A 21508-nucleotide genomic window follows, 5' to 3' on the forward strand; every position below is an offset into this window, starting at 1 on the left:
CATTATCAATTATCCATTATCCATTATCAATTATCCATTATCCATTATCAATTATCCATTATCCATTATCAATTATTGAAAGGCTTTACCTGTTCGTTTAAATTTTCACTTATTTGTTCTAAAGGAGGTGTAAAAACTTCTACTTTATGTTCATTAACAGTTTCAGTAAAAATAAGTTGTGAACATTGGGAACGTAAAGATTTCCACAACATTGTTTCTTCATAATGTTCAAATTCTGCTGGAATATAATCTAAAAGAGTTTTAGAACAAACAACAATCAACCTTTCTTGAACTCTAGAAAAGGCTACATTTGAGCGATTAAGATTGAGAATAAATTCTACATTTTTACTAATAGCAGACGGGTCGCTTGCTGTAGCAGAAACTATTATATTTGGACGTTCGCCACCTTGGAATTTTTCTACAGTATCTATCACATCAATAGAATTTTCATAATAATCTACTAACTCTGTTTTAAGTAAAGTTCTTTGGGCACGATGTGGGGTAACAATTCCTATATTTCCATCAGGAATTTCTCCACCTACATCAATAATTTGTTTAATTATTTCTACTTCTAGTTGATTACTACGTCTTGACTTACGCTCAGAATGAAGAACAAGATAAAGACCTCTATTTCCTGGTAAAAGTTTTTCCCAAGTTCCATTTATTTCCTTTTCTTCTATATTTTTATCTTTCTCTTTGCCTCGTAATTGAATATTATCTAACTTGCTATAAAGACGGGCAATAAGTTCGCGAATAACTGGCGGTAAACGGAAGCTAAAATTCAAAGCTGAACATAATATTGCTGCATCAGGAATTTGAGTATCTGAGTTTTCTTTTAAGTTTTGAATAGCCTGATATGCACTAACGTAAGGTTGGTAAGATACTACAGGAAGGCGGTCTTCATTTTCCCAATCATGGTTCATTAATTGATAATTGATAATGGATAATTGATAATTACCTCTGGTTAAAACCGAGAGGATTGAAGATTGGGAAATATCATTTCTTTTTTTCCCCTATCCAAGGGGAGGCTTTAAACCACAATTATTTAATTAATAATTAATAATTAATTATTCGGTAATAATAGGAGTAAGTTGTCGATGGTCTCCAGCTAACATTATTTCACCATCATTTTTGACTAATGTAGCTAATGCTAGAAAGTGAGGAAATACCATCATACTTGCTTCATCAACAACAAGAGTTTTTGTTTGAAAACCTTGGGGATAAGATTGATAAAAAGTTTTTGCTTCTTCCAATTTTTCTAGCATCTTTAAAATTGAACCAGTTGTTCCTCCTATAACTAATACAGAATTATATTGAGTTGTTTTGTTGGTTTTCTTTTTACCTCGTAAATCATTAATTTTCTTAAAACAGGATTTTGCGGAAAAATCATCTATATTTCCTCCTGTTATTTTAATTTCTGTAGAATGCACTTTACTCAATTTAATTGATGGTAAAGAAAGGCTAGAATTAGTGGCGTGTTCTTGCAAAATAGGTAAAAGGCTGTCTAAACGTAATAGTAATTCATCTACAGCTTTATGAGTATGGGCAGTAATAAGAACAATATCCCCAGAAGAACTTCGTGCCAAAATTCTTAAAAAAGTAGCGATCGCCGTTGTTTCTGTTTTACCTGTACCTGGCGGACCTTGTAAAAGTTGAATCCTAGTTTTTAATCCATTTATTATTGCTTCTATTTGCTTATTATCTAGCTTTTTATTATTTTGTAATGGCAAGGAATTAAGAAAATTTTGATATTTTTCTAAATCATGTTCTGAAGGAGAAATTTGTAGTGGAATTTGAGGATTTTCTGGAGCTAACCATCGACAAACATGATTTCCTTGAGTATTCTGTAATTTATCATCAACTCTTCCAGCTACAAAATCTGACGGACTTTCATCAAGGGTAGCATTTGGAAAAATTTGTTCTTGATTTATATTACTATAAGAATTGCTGAATAACTTATATCTATCAGACTTGCTAAAAATAGGAGATAGTTCTATCTGTTTAGTTTCCCAATTTATTTCATTTACTATACAGGTACTTCCACCACGCAAAAGTTGATTAATTGTTTGACCTTGATATGGATTTTCAGAACAAGGACTAAGCCTAACAAAAGAACCTTCATCAATAGTACAATTAGCTTGTAAAAGTTCAGGAGTAATACTATATCCATCAAGATTAATTTCTGCTGTTAACTTATTATTATCGGACTTTATATTTCTAATAGATATTGTTCTTCCTGAAGAAATACGATAGATAGGTGGAACTAAATTATTTGCAATCCAATCTGTTAGTTTAACGTGCTGGTCTAAACGGAGAAAATCTATTCCTGCTTGAGCAGCATTATCTACACCTAAACTAAAATATGGTAAATTGGCAATAGTTAAAGATTTTTTTATTATGTCTGAATTTTTCAACCTAATTCCCTCTTCAACCCACCTAATAGCATGAGTACGAGCGCGAAAATATTCTTTTAAATAATTTGTTTTTTTTGCTTCATTGTAACGTTCAATAGAGTTTTTTAATTTGAGTTTAATATTTGGGTGATTAGGGTTAAGAAGTTTTCGCCAAGAAGCACGCCAATATGCTGCACTAAAAGAATTAAAATATCTTAGTCTAACTTCAAAGGGATGTTTACTAATATTGTCAGTATTTGATTTTGAAGTAGCCCATTGATTATTATTTTCTATCTCTAAATTATTTTTAAAGTCAAATATATCTTGAGAAAAAGCTCTATCTAAATTAACAATTTTTCCGTTAATCTTTCGTTGCCAATGATAACGTCTGCCAAACCATTTAAGAGAAGTTACAACTACTAAATCTCTTCCTGTCCACCCTAAAGCATAACGACGATCTACTTCATCATAAAGACAAGAATAAATTAGTTGTTCTAAACTTTCTCGACAACCAAGTAATTCCCTTAAGTGACTTAGAAGTTGAGAACTAACACGGGAACAACCTTCTATCAGTTGAGTCATTTCTTGACGTGACCAAACATAAAAATGAATGGGAGCTTCTTCTGTTTCTGCAACTTCGGCGATAGTATCTACTAATTCTAATAAAAATATTTGTATTAACTCTTTTTCTGAGCCATTATCTTCTTTATATTCTCCTACCCATGGTGAACGTTTGAACTCAATTACATCATTTTTATAGTCCAGTTCTTTTTCTTGGGAAATAGGTTGATTATTTTCATCTTTTCCTACTTCTATATACTCGTTAATTTTCGGGTCTGGTTCCCATTTACCCTCTTTGTTTTTTTCAAATTTTGGATCTAATTTTCCCTGACTTTTAGTAACATGAGCTGCTAGGGCGCCTATCCTATTTTCGACATAATCATATTCAACGGTAAGATATACTCGAATCAGACTTTTCCCATTAATAATATGTTCGGGAAGTTGACTTTGACCTGAATATTTTGGCAGTGCTTCTACTTCATAAGTATCTGGATTAGAATCTCCATCAGGAAGATTACCTCTACGGGTTTTTGCTTTTAATTTAAGTAACTCTAAATTCTCTGTAAAACTTGTATCTTTTTGAATTTCAGCAGCTTGATTTCCTTCTAAATTAAGTTCAGATAAATCATCAAGATTGTTAACACCTACCTTATGCAACACCCTGAAAATTGATGAATCTATTCCTAACAATTCTAAACGTTTTTCTCTAGCACTTTCAGCTAAACAATGAACGCTTAATGTACAGTCACTACATTTTTGGTCTAGCTGATAATCTAAATCAGATAAATCAGTTTCAACTATCCACTTTAAAATACCATCAGATGCTACAAGACGATTAATATCAGCTTCTATTGTTTCGAGATTTAAAGCTGGAGATTTGATAATATCCTGACTTTTATTAGTATTTTCATCAATCCGAACCACAACAGATTCTAGATTTTCTGGTTTTAGTTTTATCCCACAAATATTGATTGAATTTTTTATTATTAACTGACGTACCAATATCTGATATAAAGCAACCTGTACTTGATGATAAGTCCTGTCTTTTCGAGATGCTTTACTTTCAACTAATCGTAATTTTGGTTCATCGTTTTCCCAGAGCAAAACTATAAAGTCAATTTGTCCATAAATATTCAACTCTCTCAGAGTTCCTTCTATAGAAATTTCTCGCCCATAAGCTTTTTGTTTTTCTGGCAAATTTTTTAGTTTTTCAACAAAGTCATTCCATTCAGTTGCTTGATTTTATTGTTCAGAGTTATGACTCATTTCAGTTAAGTCAAGAAAGCCATCTTTTTGCAGCGAATTTTCCCATTCATCCTCTCTTTTTCTACCTTCCTCTTCCAACACTGGATCTAAAGAAGTAGCAAAAATTAAGTTAGAAAAAGGAATATCTTTTTTAGCAAGTTCATAGTCATAATATTTTAACTTAAATCGGCTATCGCATGATTGATAACGAATATATTCAGCAATATCGGTAGCTCTAACTGATAGTTTTTTTGTTGACATTATCGTAATTTAGTATTTAATTGAATATTTTAATTTTCAGCCTAATGCAATACATCTACGATAATAAATCATAACTCAATTTATACCAACTCCTTATTATATGATTATAACTATCAACCTATATATAGCAATCCTAAATAGGTTGCGACAAATCAAAAAGTAGATAAAAAAAACTGAAACTCTTACCTGTTTCCTGTTCCCTAAAAGCAGTAAGATTTTTATCCACAAATAAAATAGGATTGCTATAGCAATATGATATTATACCATTTTCAAAAAAGGCAGTTACATCTTAATTTTTGATTTATTCCTACAATAAAAAAATATAAATCCCATAAATTCTGGAAATCAAATCTTTTTCCCTCTTTAATATTTATGTTTTTCTTCCCCCTGTTCCCAGTTAAGTGTGTCGTGAATGTAGCAATATTTTCTGAAATTGGTATTAGTTATGAGATATTGAAGACTTTGAAGGAACACTTAACTGGGAATAGGGAACAGATAAGAAGGAAAAAATTTATCTTATGAATTAAGATAACTACTATATTCTCTACTTTTAAGATACACCTCAATTCTCATATCTGATTCCTGATTGCTATATTTAATTTTCTATCTGATAAACCACAGACTTTTCACCATCATTTTTCACAAAACCACGACTCTGCATTACCCATTCAAATAATTCGGTAGATAAACTATTTTCCACAGACCAAACACCCGGTTTATTCAATTTTCCAGACAAAATTAATTCGGCAATACCACCAGCACCAATACCCGTAACAGTTGCAGTATCTTTATGTATAATTGACGAGCAAAAATCAGCTTTTTTCCCTGACTTTTTACCAAGAACTTTTGCTTGAATTGCTACACCAGTACCACTATATTTATCTGTAACTTGAGTCATTTTATAACTAACTTGAGACAAAAATTCTATTACCCCTGAATTCTTTAACCAACTAACAGGAAATAAATGAGCAGTCATACAAGTCAGATGATTATAAAAGTCGGGAAATGAGCCGAATTTTGTAGTTACAGTTTTCACAGGAAAAGAAGTAGGTAAAGTCAAAGACTCTGGCATATCAAACCAATAAACTCCTATTTTTCCGTAGGGAGATGGAAATTTAATAACTTGGCGATCGCTATAAGGTTTAACAGATTGCCATTTACCATTTATCCAGACATCAAAAGGATTTTGTAAACCTAAAAAAGTCGTCCGCATAACTGTTACTCCCGCGCCACCGGAACCACCTACTACATAACTTAAATGTATCTCTTCTGGTTCATCAAATTGTTCTACAGATTGACGGGATAAACTATTAGAAATTCCTGGAAATATTCCGGTATTAATAATTGCAGTAACTCCTGCTTTTTTTGCAGCTTCAGAATATGCTAAAGCTTTACGAGTAAATCCTCGATAGTCACTAACATCTATATAATTAATACCAGCTTCGATGCAATTTTTCAAAACATTAGCATCGCGATGATTAAACGGACCTGCACAATGAATAACTAAATTTCCAGAAGATTTGCTGTAGGAATTAATTATATTTTTGACTCTTTCTTTGTCTGCTAAGTCTAGAGCTAAATATTTAACTCCAGAGCTAATTCTAGAAACAGGAATTTCTTTGATATTTGCTTCTGGTTTACGTCCGGTAATAGTAATTTCTGAATTGGTATAAATTGCTAAGTCTCTAGCAACACTACTGCCAATTCTGCCATATCCACCTATGATTAAAACTTGCTTTTTCATGTTTAGTTAATTGATTGTAATGGAATAAAAAGTATCCTAATTTTTGAGCAGTCTCAGAGGTTGTTTGTAAAGGAACTATAAAAAAAGAAGATAGAGAACAGGGAATAGAGAATAGACAAAAAACAATTATTTGTTATCAATAAATTCACCATAACTTTAGGAGTATTAATACTGATACCTGCTCCCCTGTACAGTTATTTCAATCCCTTATACAAATTTTATCAATGTTTATTACAAATGGTAGAAGCAAGTAAGAGGGAAGAAGGAAGAAGGAAGAAGGAAAAAGGAATAAATATTGAATAAAAGAGGGAAAATGATAGATATATAGCAATCCGCGCATAGGTTGAAAGTAGATAAAAAAAACTGAAACTCCCGTCTGTTGCCAGATGATCTATTGCCTAAAAAGCAGTAAGATTTTTGACACGAATATGCGGAGGATTGCTATAGCTGTCTATAATGAATTTCAGCAGCTATTTTTAACTATCTCTGTCGAGATGCACTTTTTGTAGCATTATTTTTTTCAAAATGGTATCACCTTATTCAAGCTTTAAGATTTAGTTGTGAAACTTGTTTATTAATACTTATTTGACAAACAGTCTCTAACTGATTAGCTGGATTGATTTTTCAATAGTAATTCTGTGAAATTATCCTCTTGACTTTCTGGTTTAAGATACAATGTGCAAATTCGCTCAACATCATCTGGAGAAATTTGATTATTCTTACACCAAAGCTCTAGACAGATATTGCTTAAAGCTTCTATTTCATCGTAATTAACATTAGCTGTTGGGGTACTTCTCACAAGCAATTTTATTTAAGACTATGACAATTTCAGGCTCAGTTAATTTATTAGTATTAGGATTGTAAAAAATACTATGATATTTGTTTTGATGAAACAGTAACATATAAAGTAAAGGTTCTTTATCTGAAGATAATTTACTACTAATTAAATCATCTGCCAAAGTTTTAGCCTAATCTCGATTAAGTTGCAGTTTAGCAGTATGTTGATAATAAGGAGAAATTTCTCCTTTAGGAACTTCTAAATTTGCCAGAGCATTCAAATCTATTTCTCCAGATTCAATTGTGACTTGAGATGCAATTTCTGAAACATTTACTTGTTGAGTAGTCTCTGTTGTTAAAACAGGTAAATCAATTACTTTTTTTGATTCGTAATGTCGAGAGATTAAATTTTTCCATCGCTTTTCAATTTCTACTAAATCATAATTAATTCTACTTACTTGATATTGATTAGTAAGTGTTGGTACAAAAGTGTAAATTTCCACAGTACGAGGCAAATGCCAAAAGCTTCAATAATTAATAATTAACAATTAATAATTAATAATTACCTATTCTTGAAAAGAAGAGGATTGGTTAAAAGGAAAATTTTTTCTTTTTTTCTCCCTGAAAGGAGAGGCTTTATACCTTAATTTTTCGGTAAAATTATCCCTGCTCTTTGTGCTGGTTTAATAGTAATCCAGTCAATATCGTAGTTAATTACTACTGAAGCATCTTGCATATTTACACCTACACCATGAGTATCTGTAGAAATAAAAATGTCATAAGTTTCTGAATATTGATTAGTTTTTTTATTGGCAATAGGGGCAAATTGGTTAATCATATATTAAATTTCTTTACTTTCTTTCATCTTGAACTTTTCTTCGCTTTCGCTTTGGTACAGCAATTGGTATTTTCGTTGTTGGTATCTCCACCTATTGGGGAGCATTAGATTTTATGCGCTTAACCCAAGTAAATCAAAAACTTGCACAATCTGCTTTTAAATTGTCAGATAGAGAATTTCAGTATTTATTGAGTAGAGAAAATACTCACCGGATTAATGTTGGTTTTGAAGGAACTTGGATATTGATGGGAATCGGAATTATTTTGCTGAGTAATCAAAATCCAAGATAATTTATTAATGGATAATTACCTCAAGGAAAACCTTAACGGAATTGAATATCAGAAAATTCAAGAGCACTTTTTTTCTCTTAAAATATAGCAATCCGCGCATAGGTCGCAACAGATATAATAGTAAGAATAACATATCCAGTCAAAAGACAAAAAATGAACATTATAGATGAACTAGATGATTTTATCAGTCAAACATTCATACTCCAAAGAAATCAAAAGAGCCTTGGCGGTTAAAATGATTTTCTATACGAAAATATTACCATGAAGTCAAAGAATTATTAAATGTTTCTCACAGTATAGATCGCGAATGGAAAAACCAAGCACTGTTTCATGGTGTAGAAAGTTTAAGGCTTCAATTGTATTGGAACACAAGGTTACTTAAAATCCGAAGAAAAAGAGCAAATAATTGAGTGGTTAAGGGCACAAGATTATCTAAGATTATCAGATTTACGCGCACTATTTACAGAAGCAATATGATGTACTTTTTGAATCTAATCAAAGTTATTATAATTTACTTAAAGAGGCGGGAGTAAGTTGGAAAAAAACTCAAAAAAAGAATCCCGCTAAAAATGATGAATTAGTGAAAGCAAAAAAAAAGAAATAGAGGAATTATTGGTTAAATGGCAACCAGAAATAGAAGCTGGAAAGCTTCAAGAGTGTTTATGATTGACGAATGTCATCTCCTATGGGGAGATATATTAGGCTATGCTTGGGGAAGAACAGATGAAAGAATAGAGATTCCCATTAAAAATGAGAGAGAAAGACAGACTTATTATGGAGCTTTCGACTACCAAACCAAAGAATTTATTGTGCAAGAAAAAAAGAAGTGGAAATACGGAAAATACCATTGAATTTATTAAATATTTGCAGCAGAAAAGGCCGGGAAAAAGATTGGCGATATTTTGGGATGGAGCAAGTTATCATAATTCTCAAGAATTTAAAGAATATTTGATGATAATTAATCAAGATATATCGGAGGATGAATGGTTGATAAATTGTACAAAATTTGCTCCCAATGCTCCGGAGCAAAATCAATAAAGAAGATATTTGGTAAAGTGCCAAAAATTTCATCAGACAATTTTATCATCTTTGCAATTCTTTTGAAGTAGTTAAGTGGCTATTTAAGTTTTTTGCGGATGGTCAAATCTTCGATTTTCCAAAACTTTTTGAGTATGGAATTTTGCCACAACCAATTTAGGATTGCTATAGAATGCTTCATACCTTTATTTTTCGGTAAATTTGAAAGTAGGAATTTTCCTTGATTTAGTCAATTTCAGGAAAAGCAAACTTGAGCGAAGCAACTTTGTGTACTTCACCCAAGTCTTAGTATTCTATTAAACTTAATTTTCAATCAATATCAAAAGGCTTAATCTCAACTTTTGGTTTTACACCGTTATGATTGAAAAAGCAAAGATTTTGAAATAGAATCATTGACCAATTTCCGATTTATTCTGTTAATGGTTCAGATGAAATAATTACATAACTAATATCTTCACTTCCATTACTAAAAGGTTGCATTTGATATCCTTCATAATTACCAAATTTTTTCCCTTTCAATGACAAAACTGAACCTTTTAACCAAGACAAAGAAAATTCTTTTGTCCTCTAGGATATTGTTTTAACTCTTCCCAGTTTCCTTCCACATTGACTTGTCGATTATAGCCAATTCCAATAAACTGATAGATTAAACAGTTTTTTGTAGCCTATTACTGGAATAAATTTTATTTTTTAACTTGAACTACCTGAAGACTACCACCAACATATAAAACAGGTTGATTTAATTCACTATCAACTAAATAAAACCCTACTTCCTGTAATAAATCAAATAAATTTGTATTGATAAAATTCCAGCAAGTTTCTGTTTCAAATAACCAGAAAAATATTGCTAATCCCGGCAAAAATAAAGGATTAGTCGGACTATGAAAATCAACAAAAGTAAAAATTCCACCAGGCTTCAGAACTCGGTAAACTTCTTGAATAATTTGCCTTAATTGTTCTGAATTCATCTCATGTAAAGCAGCACTGGTATGTACTAAATCAAATTGATTATTTGAGAATGGCATATTCTCAGCAAATGCCTCAACATATTGAGCCGATGGTACATTTTTTTTAGATCTATTTATTGATAGTGGAGAAGCATCTAATCCTGTAACATTTTGGGAGTGTTGAACTAGAAAATTAGTTGCTTGACCACTACCACAACAAAGGTCAAGCACCTCAGTATTTTGGTTAATGTTTAAACCCTGTAAAGCTAGTTGGCGAAAATTAGTTTCTCCCCCAACAGTAAGAGCTGCTAAACGGGAAATTCCGTCATACAACCATTGATATTTATAGCTCCAGTCTCTTAAAATTGTTGCCATTTTTAAAGTCAAAAGTCAAAAATTAAAAGTCAAAAGTTGAAAATGTATAAGTGTATAAATTAAACTTATACTTAATTACTTAAAGAAATATAGATTTGCGCTAGTAGTTGACTCTACATTGTTCAGAAAATATAATTAAAAAAATATAAATATGTTAAATTTAGTAACAAATATTAAAATGGGAGCCTTATTAACACTATGAGTCGTGTAGGAGTATTATTACTTAATTTAGGTGGGCCTGAACAACTAGAAGATGTGCGCCCATTTCTCTTCAACTTATTTTCTGACCCAGAAATTATTCGTCTCCCCTTTCCTTGGCTACAAAAACCTTTGGCATGGTTCATTTCCACTATGCGTTTTCAAAAGTCTCAGGAAAATTATAAGGAAATTGGCGGTGGCTCTCCATTAAGATCGATTACAGAACAACAAGCTATGGCGATCCAACAACAGTTAGAAGAAAAAGGATTAGCTGCTCAAACTTATATAGGAATGCGTTACTGGCATCCTTTTACAGAAGAAGCTCTGGCTAGAATTAAGCGCGACCAAGTAGAAAAGTTAGTAATTCTCCCATTATATCCTCAATATTCTATCAGCACGAGCGGTTCAAGTTTTAGATTACTTGATAAACTTTGGCAAAAAGACCCAGAATTAAAGAAAACTGAATATACTGTTGTTCCTTCTTGGTATCAACGACCAGGATATATCCAGGCAATGGCAGAATTAATAGCTCAAGAGTTAGACCATTGTCCAAACTCAGAGCAAGTACATATATTTTTCAGTGCCCATGGTGTACCTGTAAGCTACGTTGAAGAAGCAGGAGACCCTTATCAGGCAGAAATTGAAGATTGTGTAGATAAGATTATGAAGGCTTTGAATCGCTCTAACCCTCATACTTTAGCTTATCAAAGTCGGGTCGGTCCGGTGGAATGGTTGAAGCCTTACACTGAAGAAGCTATTCAAGAGTTGGCAGATAAAGGGGTAAAAGATTTACTGGTAGTTCCTATTAGTTTTGTTTCTGAGCATATTGAGACTCTCCAAGAAATTGATATGGAATATCGCGAGGTGGCAGAAGAAGCTGGAATTAGTAATTTTTACCGAGTACCTGCTCTGAATACTCACCCAGTATTTATCAATGATTTAGCAGATTTGGTTATGGAAGCTTTAGATGCTCCAAGTCGTGATTTTTCTGATGCCATCCAAATGAAAAAAATTATCAAAATGTATCCCCAAGAAAGATGGCAGTGGGGGTTAACTACCACAGCAGAAGTCTGGAATGGACGTTTGGCAATGCTTGGTTTTATAGCTTTGTTGTTAGAGTTAATTACTGGTCATGGCCCTTTACACTTGGCTGGTTTACTATAAATAGGGTTTGGTGAAAAAGTCTTTTTGAAGGAGTAGGGGAGCGGGGGAGTAGGGGAGTAGGGGAGTAGGGGAGTAATTTTTTGCCCCAATTATTGCTAGAAATACGCTCCTTTTTCAGCATCAAGAGCTGAAAACAAGGTACTTTTTCCAGACCTAAAAATGCTTTTACCTTGATCTGTCAATGCTTTTATATTTAATCAGCAGATCCCTAATTATAGGGGCGTTTGGCATCGGATGATGCCCCTTCCTTCTAATTAATCTCAATCACAATTACTGCCATAAGTTTGTAGACCAATACTACTACCTCGTTTTTGTCTTTCCTAGATATAGTAGTTGAAGCAAAGGGTGTGAACATCTATAAATGCTCAAACGAGTGTCAGGGATTACTTTTAACTTTTAACTTTTAACTTTTGACTTGCCCGTAGCGCTATACCATCTGTACCAATCTTGATAACTACGGATAGCTAGCCATAACAATAGTAAGGCAATTAATCCTCCCTGTTGCGGTGCATCGAAGGCAAAAACTACGAGGCAAATGCAGAGAATGTCTTGAGATAAGAGCATCCATACTGGTAAACCGCGCCACCGAAAAAACCATCCCACCTGAACCAGTTGCAATACTAAAGCAAGTAAACCCCCTACAACTCCAATAACAATAATTAACCAACCTTCTATATTAGTAGCTTCAGCGATCGCCATACTCATAATTGTTCCTACTACTGGACTAAATATGAGTTGAACTAAATTAAGAATGCGTTGGCCTAATAGTTGTTTTGAGGCAAAGATTTCAAATAAAGACCAACTGACTAAAATTCCTACCACAATTTGGGGAGATATTTGAGAAAGCAGAGGAACTTTTGCCCATAGGTCATTTTGCAATAAACCTATGAGCAGTAGGGGTAGTGCTATTCTAATACCTGCTGCGGCTGATGCAGACAAGGCGGCGAGGACTTCTACCATAAAGTACAAAACAAAGTATAATTACTATCTATTCTATATTTTCTTTCGTGGTGTCTAGGAGGAATCTAGATTTATAGCAGTTTTGATTTAGGTAGACTAGAGAAATTTTGGTTTAAAGGTAGAAGGCATAACTTATTTAGATAGTCTTATATAATAATAGTTTTTGAGGAAAATTGGGAGTAGGGTGAGAGGGTTAGGGTTTGTGGGAAGTGTGGCAGATGTGGGCAGTGTAGAGTGATTTACTATAAACAAATAGACATCTTTTAAAATTAATCTTATTAATGTTTGCTAGTAAAAATTAATAGGGAGATGGGTAGATTCTTCCTCTAATTATCAATTATCAAGGAAAGGCTTTAAAATGCTGTGGATTAATTATTAATTATCCATTGGTAATTAGCACAATTTTTTGTATTTTATATAGAATTTAACAACTTTTAACTAACTGTCCCTATCGGTGCAGCTTTGAAATAAAATCTTATTAATTTTTTTTAACTATTACACTCAATTAAAAGACAAAAGATTTATGATCGAAATATAAAAATAAATTCAGTTATAACAATAGGTATTTATGTCAGATTCTTTGTTTGATGATGCTAGTCGTAGGTTAGAAAGAGCTTTAAAATATGTCTCTCTTTCAGAAGATACAAAAGAGCGCCTCAAATATCCTAAAGCGACTTTAATAGTTTCAATTCCTGTCCGAATGGATGATGGTTCATTACGAGTTTTTCAAGGTTATCGAGTTCGTTATGATGATACAAGAGGACCAACAAAAGGTGGCATTCGTTATCATCCCAATGTGTCTATTGATGAGGTAAAATCTTTAGCTTTTTGGATGACTTTTAAATGTGCTGTTGTGAGTTTGCCTTTTGGTGGAGCGAAGGGGGGAATTACTGTTAATCCTAAAGAATTATCTCGGATGGAATTGGAACGTTTGAGTCGGGGATATATTGACGCAATCGCTGATTTTATTGGTCCTGATGTGGATATTCCCGCACCTGATATGTACACTAACCCTATGATTATGGGTTGGATGATGGATCAATACAGTATTATTAGAAGGCAATTAAGTCCGGCAGTTATTACGGGTAAACCTGTTACTATTGGTGGTAGTTTGGGGAGAAGTACGGCAACGGCAATGGGTGCTTTTTTTACCATTCAAACTATTATGCCGAAGTTTAAATATATCCCACAAAAAACTACAGTAGCAGTACAAGGATTTGGTAATGTTGGAGCAGTTTTAGCAGAGTTACTTTGTCAAGCTGGTTATAAGGTAGTTGCTGTTAGTGATTCTCAAGGAGGTATTTATTCTTCACAGGGTTTAGATATTCCGAGTATCCGTCAATATAAGGAGTCTAATAAGGGTATTCAAGCTGTTTATTGTAAGGGTACTGTTTGTAATATTGTTGAGCATAAAGTTTTGACTAATGAAGAACTTTTAGCTTTGGATGTTGATATTTTAGTTCCTGCTGCTTTGGAGAATCAAATTACTGAAGAAAATGTCAAAGATATTAAGGCAAAATTTATCTTTGAAGCAGCAAATGGTCCGATTAATTCTGCTGCAGATAGAGTTTTAGAAGAGCGTGGAATTCATGTATTTCCTGATATTTTGATTAATGCTGGTGGTGTGACAGTAAGTTATTTTGAGTGGGTACAAAATCGCAGTGGTTTGTATTGGACTTTGGATGAGGTTAATCAAAAATTAAAAGAAAAAATGGTAGTAGAAACAGAAAAGATTTGGCAAATATCTCAAGAGTTATCTATTTCTATCCGAACTGCTGCTTATGTGCATGGTTTAAATAGATTGGGAGAGGCAATTAATGCTAAGGGAACTAGAGCTTTTTATGCCAAAGGGTAGTAAATAATTAATAATTAATAATTAACAATTAATAATTATTAATTGTTAAAAAGAACAGGATGTGGGAAAAAACTGTAGGGGTTTGGTCTCCAAATCCAAACCCAAGCCAAAGGGATTTGGAGACCAAAGTCGAATGTAGTAAAATTTTAACTCTTATTCTCAAAGATAATCTAGATTTAGCTGTTGCAATTAATCAAGAAAAAGCTCGTTATTAATTAATAATTATTGATGAAGACACTTTCGTAAAATAGGTTTTGGTTTTGAAGAAGGTTTTGCAGACTTTTCTGAAGAATCTAAAATAAGTTTTGGTTTTGGAGAAGGTTTTGGAGATTTTTCTGGAGATTCTAAAATAAGTTTTGGTTTTGAAGAAGTTTTTGGAGATTTTTCTGGAGAATCTAAAATTTCACAATTCTCAACTAATTTACTAATTATTAAAACTTGTTCATTTGTTAAACATTCTGGAGATTGTTTCAACATTTCTGTTAATTCTTGAAAACCTTGCAATACAGGAACAGAACAATTAGTTATGCCAATCCATTTTGCTACAGGAAAAACAACAGGAGCAAATACAAAACCTTCTGGGAAACCAGAAATTTGAGGCATAACCCACTGCTGAAACATTTTTTTGTGATATAAACTTTGAGAAGTCGGGCTATTTTCTACAGATATCCACCTAATTCCTTCTCGTCTTTTCCATTTATCTTCATAAGCAGTAAATGAACCTTTCCAAGTTTTTACTTCTACTAAAAAAATACCCCTATTACCAATAATTAAAAGGTCAATTTCTGTAAGTTTTTTTGATTTAATCGGAATCAACGCATTTTTAAACATTACCCAACTATCGGGCAGTGACATTAGAAGAAAAGATAGAAAATTTTCACCTAAATTACCTTTGATTTGATTATGAATTTGTTGAAATTGAAAAAAACTAGCACCAATTTCTCCAAAGAAACCTCCTCCTAGAGATTCTTTTACTTGCTCCTTTCTATCTGAGATTTTATCCTGAATTTTTGCTTGAAAAGTCTGCTGTAGCAATGGAGATTGTTTGATAATTCTCATACTTTCTATTCAATGATTTTATCGACGACTATGATTTGAAAACAATCTGATACAATCTTACTAATTTGATTTTGAATCCACAAGAGTAATTTTACTAAAAATAAATAGGTTTTAGGAGTATTAAAAAAAATAGTTAAGTCAGAGGATTTACTGATTTTAATTTCTTCATAAATTCGGTGATAAAAAGGTATTCAAAATCTCTCTCTCCATTGTGCTTTCTATCTTGTACCAATTCACTTCCATTAATACTATACTTGGGCAATACTTCGGTTATTAATTAATTAGGTTTTGCTGAAAAAGTCTTTTTTAAGGAATAGAGGAGTGTAGGGGAGTAATTTTTTAAAAGTCTTTTTTAAGGAGCAGGGGAGTAAAGGAGTGTAGGGGAGTAATTTTTTTGCTTAACTCTTCCCCAAAATCCTAACTTTTTGAGTATAAAGAGCTGAAAACTAGGTACTTTTTTCCGATCTAAAAAGCATAAAACCTTTATCTGTCAATCTTTAAGATTTAATCAGCAAGCCCTAATTAGTACATCTAAAATCATTGTTTTGCTAGTTGTAGCTAATTTACTGGAGAGTACAAAGTTCTTCTAAAAAACGATTTACTTGTCTAACTGAAAGTATTATTGGTAAAAACTTAGAGCATATATAATAGTGAATACAGGTTTCTAACTTTGGAACCGCTGATAGCCATTGCTAGCAATAGCTATTCTAGGAACTTTGCACTGTCTAGTAATTTAATATTGATTATTATTATGTTTACTTCTCTGTACGGACGTTGCACAGGCAAAAATGCGTTTCATGTCGCCCAGCGTTTTTCATGTCGGCTCTTAGCCGTTTCGCTTTCCTACGGAATGCTAACGCAAACGCGACATATAAAGCGTTTGCGGAGCATTCCGATAGGAAAGCTTTGCGCCAGCAAAACGGAGTTGTGCGGAACGCTAAACGTCCCTACCTACTCCCCTACTCCCCTACTCAACAAAATGTAGAAAAGTTTTTGAGAAATGGTATTATCTGGGTTAGTAAAGATACTACTAATTCTTGACTCCTGAGTTCTCCTATTTAAAATTCAAGTCAAAATAACTACAGCAACTAAATTATCAAGACTTAGGCAAATGTACTATATATAGAGTCAAAAAACTATAACGTTATAGTTTTAAACGCTACATACATGGTATTTGCTTAAGTCCTATTATTCTGACTCCTGACTCCTGACTCCTGACTCCTCGTACTTCGACACCGCATCGCAGTCAGCTAAATACCAGCGCCAAGGTAAATCAGTTCCTTTTGTAATGCCAATACGAGTTGTTTGTACTATTTGCAAATCTTCCTGAAATTGTAGCGCTCTATGTTCCAACCATATAGGTTGCCCCACTTGTAACGGCAAACCATTCAAATTCAGGTCTATATTAAGTAGACGACAAAGTTTACCAGGTCCGGCAGCCAAACGAGAAATTTTAGATTTTGATTTTTGTTTTGGAATATTCTCCGATAACCAATCTGGTACAGACTCTAATTGTAAAGCTCGAATTAAGACAACACTAGGCACCCCATCTACATCTGTCACAATATTCAGACAGTGGTACATCCCGTAAATAAGGAAAACATAGCTCATTCCTGGAGGGCCAAACATCACAGCATTTCGTGGGGTACGACTACGATAACCGTGACAAGCAGGGTCTCCTGGTGCATAAGCTTCAGTTTCTACTATTGTGGTGCGGATAATTTGGTCATCGGATATTCGTCGCACCAAGGTACAACCTATTAATTCTGGGGCAACTTCAGGGGACGAGCGTTTTAGCCAAGTATTGTCTATAATCTCATTTGTTTGAGTAAAATTCATTCTTTAAAGGAGAATCTGCAATTATGGATATCAAATTAATTCTAGTGGGATTAACTGTTTTGTTTACTATTGGTTGTCTGTTCTTTGGTACACAAAATGGATTTTATGATACTGATGATTATCACGGAAATGGTTCTGCTCACTAAGTAGGTAATCTTGAGCATTGTCGCTCAAATCTTTGATTTTTTCAATTTTTAATAATTTACTTCTTGGGTAGAACATTTGTCTATCCAAGAAATTTTTTTTATGTTAAATTATATTATTTGCCAAAAAGATTGCTACGAATACTTTCAGCAATTAACAATTTTCATGTCTGCGACAGCCGATATAATTAATAATTAATAATTACCCCTTCTTAAAACGGATAGGATTGACTAAAAGGAAAATTTTTGATTTATCCCCTATCCAAAGTGAAGCTTCAAGGCGTGAATTGTTGAATGAATAATTAATTGAATATCAATTCCTAATTATTAATTATTAACTATTAATTATTAATTATTCGATCGCTTGAGTTATTGTCATTGCGAGGATAGGAAGTAATCTTGCACAATCCCTGAGATTGCTATCCGTTCCGGAATGCTCCGCAAACCTTCCAGTCCGTTCCAGTCGCTGCGGACTGATAATAACTAATTATCGGGAGATAATATAAACTACTAGATTAATCTAAATATTTCTCAATTAGGTAAATATTCAAAATCGAGAGTTTCTGCAAAAGTAAAGGGAAATTGTTCTGGAAAAATATCAACTTTAATTTCTGTTTCGTTTCGACGATAAGAACCAATACTGAAATAACCTCAAATAATAAAGCTTTTTTATCTAAAACTAAAATCAATAGCTGATAGCTGAATGCTTACATATAAACTACTAGATTAATCTAAATATTTGTCAATCAGGTAAATATTCAAAATTGATATTTTCTACAAAAGTAAAGGGAGATTGTTCTGGAAAAATATCAACTTTAATCCCTGTTTCGTTAGCTGCTTTTAGCCTACTTTTTTGATAGAATTTACCAAATATTTATGATCAAAGTGGTTTAAGACTAGGAATATATTCTAATAGTAATTCTAGATAAATTCGCTGTTCGATAATAGTATTTTTCCAGCTTTCCGTTCTTTTTTATGGCTGATATTTCCACTTAAGCAAGTGCATCAATAGAATAATTAAACGACTTTTTAGCTCTCGTTTTTTACTCTTACCGGGTAATTAATAATTATTAATTATTAATTAAATAATTGAGGTTAAAAGCCTCCCCTTTCAAGGGAAAAAAAAATAAATTTTTTCCTTAGCTTGTCAATCCTCTCCCTACAGCAGTTTTCAAATGGATAAACCACAGTCGATTTGCACTGGGGGCATAATCCAAGACTTGTATTCGGTTGCAACTTGAGGATGTAGAGCTTTGAAACTAGCCTTTGCCTCCTGAGTTCTGTACGGGCGTTTTGCTATCGCACAACTCCGTTTTGCTAGCGCAAAGCTCCGCTAACGGCGCTTGAGCCGACATGAAAAACGCGGAGCGACATATAAAGCGGAGCTTTGCGTTAGCACATGGCCAGCAAGCCCCTACGACTCCTGACTCCTACAAAAGTTTTGTGGTTTACTCAACTGAAAAGCGCTGTAAAAGGGAGAGGTAATTATCAATTATCAATTATCAATTAATGAAAAATACTTTCTATTTCTTCGATTAAATTAGGAATATCTATTTCTGTAAATTTTCCTACTCTCAATAAATTGGCAATTGTTTCTACCCATAATAAAAAATCTATATCGTAAAGATTTGGGGATATTGTTTCTCGTAATTTATTCATAATTATCTCACGAGGTAATTCAGTTTTATGAAAGTCAAAAGTTAGATTTTAAAGGTATTTTGAGCAAATAACTAACTATTATAGCGCTACTTGAATCGGGAATAGGGAATAGTATACTCATAAAGGGTTTTTCGTATAGGGAAAAGCTCCGCTAACAGGATTTAGAAATGTCAAACACCTTAATGCGTAGCGCTATAATATATTTAGACATTTCTAATAATAAAACAGAACTTACGCAAAAACACTATATATAGAGTTACATAGGGTTAAAAAACTATAACGTTATAGATAGGTAGTGTTTAAGACTCAAAAATACTTCAATAATTAATAATTAACAATTAATAATTACCTCTTCTGTAATAAAGGGATTAGCTAAAAGGATTTTTTTTCTTTAGGGAGGTTGTATGCAACCTCCCTAGCTACTCCCTCTTTTCTAGAATATTCATTCTTCTTCTTCATCACTTCTAATACTGCCATCTGGCATAATTGTATTCTCAAAAATTGCGCCATCTAAGTTAGCATTATTGAGATTAGCATTACTGAGATTAGCATTAGTTAAATCTGCATCACTTAAGTCAGTATTTTCTAAATGAGCATTAGTAAAATTTGTATCGCTCAAGTCTGCTTCACTTAAATTTGCACCACTTAAATTAGCATTGCTCAAGTTAGCTGAATATAATTCAGATTCAGATAAATCTACATTTCTTAAATCTTTACCACTCAAATCTGTTTCAGGACCAATAAACATTAATCCTGCTTCGTCAAGCTCAATATCTGGTGGCAAATCTTCTGGATCTAAATAAAGAGCATCTTGAAAATTCACATCAGTATAGTTTGCTTCGCTCCAACCGGACATTGCTTTAATATGAGCATTACTGAAGTCAGCATTACTTAAATTTGAACCCTCAATGTAAACATCATAAAAAGTTGTATGACTTAAATTAATATTACTCAAATTACAATTATCAAAATTAACTTCACTTAATTGAGCATGACTAATATTTGCAGCAGTCAAATTACAATCTAAAAAAGTTGATTTAAATCCATCTATTTCAGTTAAGTTAGCATTAGTTAAATTAGAATTTTGTATAGTGCTATGGTCATAATTTGTATCTGTTAAATCTGCATTACTTAAATCTATATTTTGCCAGCTTATTCCTTCTAAGTTGACATGACTAAGATTAGCATTTCTAAAAGTAGTATTTTCTACTTCCGTACTAATTAACTGAGCATTACTTAAATTAGCATTATTTAAGTTGACATTTTGTAATTTTGCTCTGCTCAGGTTGCAGTTGCCTAAGTTGATTTCTTCTAGAGAAATATTGCTTAATTCAATATATTCAAATTCCACACCAGAAAAATCTCTTTCTCCAGCTTGATAACGTTGGATTAATTCATTGCTATCCATAATTTTTTCTCCGTAGAAGTAAGGAAGAGGAAAGAAGGAAGAAGGAAGAAGTAAGTAATAAATTGAGATGCACCTTTTTGCACCATTCTTTTTTTAAAGTAGAAGTAAGGAAGAATTCAATAATTGATAATTGATAAGGGATAATTGATAATTACCTCTGGTTAAAACCGTTACGGAATTGAAGATGAGGAAATATCCTAGCACTTTTTTTCCCTATCCAAGGGGAGGCTTCAAGGCGCGAATTATTTAATTATTAATTATTCGGTAAGGAGGAAGAAGTAAGAAGGAAATTGAGATGCAGCTTGGATTAATTCATTGCTATTCATAATTTTTTTTCTCCGTAGAAGTAAGAAAGAAGGAAGAAGGAAGAAGTAAGAAGGAAATTGAGATGCACTTTTTGCACCATTCTTTTTTTAAAGTAGAAGTAAGGAAGAAGTAAGGAGGAAGAAGTAAGGAAGAAATTGAGATGTACTTTTTGCACCACTCTTTTTTGAAGTTGTAATTATATAGCAATCCGCGCATTGGTTGTGAAAATTTTTATAATAGTTAATTTGAGCTGAAAACCTCTAAAATTCTGAGAAAATTCTGACTCCTGACTCCTGACTTCCCCTCCCTGGAGGGGTTAGGGGTGGGTTGACTCCTAACTACCACGAAAATATTACAACTAAAATAGGATTTCTATAGCACTTCAACTCCTCTTTGACATACTCCCGACGCTCCCCTACGGGAGAGCGCGGGATTCTTCAGTCAGGGA

The 21508-nt window shown here is 32.9% G+C and carries 20 protein-coding genes and 3 pseudogenes; 7 read left to right on the forward strand and 16 right to left on the reverse strand.

Annotated elements, in window-relative coordinates:
- Positions 1–68 precede the first annotated feature (68 nt).
- From ACP6PK_RS29475 to ACP6PK_RS29510, 8 genes and pseudogenes are all read right to left on the reverse strand, one after another.
- On the reverse strand, positions 69–923 hold the full coding sequence (locus ACP6PK_RS29475; protein ID WP_426565040.1) for an AAA domain-containing protein: 855 nt from the start codon (positions 921–923) through the stop codon (positions 69–71).
- 144 nt (positions 924–1067) lie between these two features.
- On the reverse strand, positions 1068–2975 hold the full coding sequence (locus ACP6PK_RS29480; RefSeq protein WP_426565074.1) for an AAA domain-containing protein: 1908 nt from the start codon (positions 2973–2975) through the stop codon (positions 1068–1070).
- Positions 2976–3689: 714 nt separating this feature from the next.
- Positions 3690–4154: pseudogene (locus ACP6PK_RS29485) on the reverse strand (PD-(D/E)XK nuclease family protein); the annotation flags it as partial.
- A 42-nt stretch (positions 4155–4196) separates the two neighbouring features.
- Positions 4197–4460, reverse strand: a complete 264-nt coding sequence (locus tag ACP6PK_RS29490) for a hypothetical protein (RefSeq protein WP_426565042.1) — start codon at positions 4458–4460, stop codon at positions 4197–4199.
- Between the two features lie 595 nt (positions 4461–5055).
- Complete coding sequence (locus ACP6PK_RS29495; protein ID WP_426565044.1) at positions 5056–6204, reverse strand: saccharopine dehydrogenase family protein; 1149 nt, start codon at positions 6202–6204, stop codon at positions 5056–5058.
- A gap of 607 nt (positions 6205–6811) precedes the next feature.
- Positions 6812–7003: a hypothetical protein gene (locus ACP6PK_RS29500; protein ID WP_426565046.1), complete on the reverse strand. Its 192-nt coding sequence runs from the start codon at positions 7001–7003 to the stop codon at positions 6812–6814.
- 169 nt (positions 7004–7172) lie between these two features.
- A complete protein-coding gene (locus tag ACP6PK_RS29505) occupies positions 7173–7484 on the reverse strand; it encodes a hypothetical protein (RefSeq protein ID WP_426565048.1) in 312 nt (103 codons plus the stop codon).
- Between the two features lie 140 nt (positions 7485–7624).
- A complete protein-coding gene (locus tag ACP6PK_RS29510) occupies positions 7625–7819 on the reverse strand; it encodes a helicase-related protein (protein WP_094678677.1) in 195 nt (64 codons plus the stop codon).
- A 113-nt stretch (positions 7820–7932) separates the two neighbouring features.
- Between ACP6PK_RS29510 and ACP6PK_RS29515 the strand changes: the two genes are divergently transcribed.
- A complete protein-coding gene (locus tag ACP6PK_RS29515; RefSeq protein ID WP_426565050.1) occupies positions 7933–8109 on the forward strand; it encodes a hypothetical protein in 177 nt (58 codons plus the stop codon).
- Between the two features lie 153 nt (positions 8110–8262).
- Positions 8263–9307: pseudogene (locus ACP6PK_RS29520) on the forward strand (IS630 family transposase).
- A gap of 248 nt (positions 9308–9555) precedes the next feature.
- Here the strand turns inward: ACP6PK_RS29520 and ACP6PK_RS29525 are convergent.
- A complete protein-coding gene (locus ACP6PK_RS29525) occupies positions 9556–9696 on the reverse strand; it encodes a hypothetical protein (protein ID WP_426565052.1) in 141 nt (46 codons plus the stop codon).
- Between the two features lie 134 nt (positions 9697–9830).
- The gene (locus tag ACP6PK_RS29530; RefSeq protein WP_426565054.1) at positions 9831–10469 is read right to left on the reverse strand and encodes a class I SAM-dependent methyltransferase; all 639 of its coding nucleotides are present in this window, start codon (positions 10467–10469) and stop codon (positions 9831–9833) included.
- A 198-nt stretch (positions 10470–10667) separates the two neighbouring features.
- On the opposite strand from ACP6PK_RS29530, the gene hemH reads away from it, so the two are divergent.
- Positions 10668–11831, forward strand: coding sequence for a ferrochelatase (hemH, locus tag ACP6PK_RS29535; RefSeq protein WP_426565056.1), 1164 nt, complete (start codon positions 10668–10670; stop codon positions 11829–11831).
- Between the two features lie 396 nt (positions 11832–12227).
- On the opposite strand, the gene ACP6PK_RS29540 is transcribed toward hemH, so the two are convergent.
- Positions 12228–12791, reverse strand: coding sequence for a DUF4126 domain-containing protein (locus tag ACP6PK_RS29540; protein ID WP_426565058.1), 564 nt, complete (start codon positions 12789–12791; stop codon positions 12228–12230).
- 568 nt (positions 12792–13359) lie between these two features.
- Here ACP6PK_RS29540 and ACP6PK_RS29545 point away from each other — a divergent pair.
- Both ACP6PK_RS29545 and ACP6PK_RS29550 read left to right on the forward strand, forming a co-directional pair.
- The gene (locus tag ACP6PK_RS29545; RefSeq protein WP_426565060.1) at positions 13360–14646 is read left to right on the forward strand and encodes a Glu/Leu/Phe/Val family dehydrogenase; all 1287 of its coding nucleotides are present in this window, start codon (positions 13360–13362) and stop codon (positions 14644–14646) included.
- A 59-nt stretch (positions 14647–14705) separates the two neighbouring features.
- Positions 14706–14861, forward strand: a complete 156-nt coding sequence (locus ACP6PK_RS29550; protein ID WP_426565062.1) for a hypothetical protein — start codon at positions 14706–14708, stop codon at positions 14859–14861.
- Between the two features lie 7 nt (positions 14862–14868).
- On the opposite strand, the gene ACP6PK_RS29555 is transcribed toward ACP6PK_RS29550, so the two are convergent.
- On the reverse strand, positions 14869–15705 hold the full coding sequence (locus tag ACP6PK_RS29555; protein ID WP_426565064.1) for a nuclease-related domain-containing protein: 837 nt from the start codon (positions 15703–15705) through the stop codon (positions 14869–14871).
- Positions 15706–16611: 906 nt separating this feature from the next.
- On the opposite strand from ACP6PK_RS29555, the gene ACP6PK_RS29560 reads away from it, so the two are divergent.
- Positions 16612–16746: a hypothetical protein gene (locus ACP6PK_RS29560; protein WP_426565066.1), complete on the forward strand. Its 135-nt coding sequence runs from the start codon at positions 16612–16614 to the stop codon at positions 16744–16746.
- Between the two features lie 147 nt (positions 16747–16893).
- Here ACP6PK_RS29560 and ACP6PK_RS29565 read toward each other — a convergent pair whose 3' ends face one another.
- Positions 16894–17544, reverse strand: coding sequence for a DNA-3-methyladenine glycosylase (locus ACP6PK_RS29565; protein WP_426565068.1), 651 nt, complete (start codon positions 17542–17544; stop codon positions 16894–16896).
- Between the two features lie 23 nt (positions 17545–17567).
- Here ACP6PK_RS29565 and ACP6PK_RS29570 point away from each other — a divergent pair, with 23 nt between their 5' ends.
- Positions 17568–17690 (forward strand): hypothetical protein, encoded by a 123-nt coding sequence (locus tag ACP6PK_RS29570; RefSeq protein ID WP_293110764.1) that lies wholly within the window; start codon positions 17568–17570, stop codon positions 17688–17690.
- A 739-nt stretch (positions 17691–18429) separates the two neighbouring features.
- Here the strand turns inward: ACP6PK_RS29570 and ACP6PK_RS29575 are convergent.
- The 3 genes and pseudogenes from ACP6PK_RS29575 to ACP6PK_RS29585 all read right to left on the reverse strand — a co-directional run.
- Positions 18430–18729, reverse strand: a pseudogene (locus tag ACP6PK_RS29575) (DUF29 domain-containing protein); the annotation flags it as partial.
- A 464-nt stretch (positions 18730–19193) separates the two neighbouring features.
- Positions 19194–19346 (reverse strand): DUF29 family protein, encoded by a 153-nt coding sequence (locus tag ACP6PK_RS29580; RefSeq protein ID WP_426565070.1) that lies wholly within the window; start codon positions 19344–19346, stop codon positions 19194–19196.
- A 442-nt stretch (positions 19347–19788) separates the two neighbouring features.
- Positions 19789–20754, reverse strand: coding sequence for a pentapeptide repeat-containing protein (locus tag ACP6PK_RS29585; protein WP_426565072.1), 966 nt, complete (start codon positions 20752–20754; stop codon positions 19789–19791).
- Positions 20755–21508: the final 754 nt, after the last annotated feature.

Origin of the sequence: Dapis hubbardiae BLCC-M172, from assembly GCF_050016015.1 — a bacterium.
GTDB lineage: Bacteria > Cyanobacteriota > Cyanobacteriia > Cyanobacteriales > Microcoleaceae > Trichodesmium.

Bases quoted from the DNA above. Each gene is read 5' to 3' on its own strand.
- ACP6PK_RS29475 (WP_426565040.1), bottom strand. From the start codon at position 923: ATGAACCATGATTGGGAAAATGAAGACCGCCTTCCTGTAGTATCTTAC.
- ACP6PK_RS29480 (WP_426565074.1), bottom strand. From the start codon at position 2,975: ATGACTCAACTGATAGAAGGTTGTTCCCGTGTTAGTTCTCAACTTCTA.
- ACP6PK_RS29490 (WP_426565042.1), bottom strand. From the start codon at position 4,460: ATGTCAACAAAAAAACTATCAGTTAGAGCTACCGATATTGCTGAATAT.
- ACP6PK_RS29495 (WP_426565044.1), bottom strand. From the start codon at position 6,204: ATGAAAAAGCAAGTTTTAATCATAGGTGGATATGGCAGAATTGGCAGT.
- ACP6PK_RS29510 (WP_094678677.1), bottom strand. From the start codon at position 7,819: ATGATTAACCAATTTGCCCCTATTGCCAATAAAAAAACTAATCAATAT.
- ACP6PK_RS29515 (WP_426565050.1), top strand. From the start codon at position 7,933: ATGCGCTTAACCCAAGTAAATCAAAAACTTGCACAATCTGCTTTTAAA.
- ACP6PK_RS29530 (WP_426565054.1), bottom strand. From the start codon at position 10,469: ATGGCAACAATTTTAAGAGACTGGAGCTATAAATATCAATGGTTGTAT.
- hemH (WP_426565056.1), top strand. From the start codon at position 10,668: ATGAGTCGTGTAGGAGTATTATTACTTAATTTAGGTGGGCCTGAACAA.
- ACP6PK_RS29540 (WP_426565058.1), bottom strand. From the start codon at position 12,791: ATGGTAGAAGTCCTCGCCGCCTTGTCTGCATCAGCCGCAGCAGGTATT.
- ACP6PK_RS29545 (WP_426565060.1), top strand. From the start codon at position 13,360: ATGTCAGATTCTTTGTTTGATGATGCTAGTCGTAGGTTAGAAAGAGCT.
- ACP6PK_RS29550 (WP_426565062.1), top strand. From the start codon at position 14,706: ATGTGGGAAAAAACTGTAGGGGTTTGGTCTCCAAATCCAAACCCAAGC.
- ACP6PK_RS29555 (WP_426565064.1), bottom strand. From the start codon at position 15,705: ATGAGAATTATCAAACAATCTCCATTGCTACAGCAGACTTTTCAAGCA.
- ACP6PK_RS29565 (WP_426565068.1), bottom strand. From the start codon at position 17,544: ATGAATTTTACTCAAACAAATGAGATTATAGACAATACTTGGCTAAAA.
- ACP6PK_RS29570 (WP_293110764.1), top strand. From the start codon at position 17,568: ATGGATATCAAATTAATTCTAGTGGGATTAACTGTTTTGTTTACTATT.
- ACP6PK_RS29580 (WP_426565070.1), bottom strand. From the start codon at position 19,346: ATGAATAAATTACGAGAAACAATATCCCCAAATCTTTACGATATAGAT.
- ACP6PK_RS29585 (WP_426565072.1), bottom strand. From the start codon at position 20,754: ATGGATAGCAATGAATTAATCCAACGTTATCAAGCTGGAGAAAGAGAT.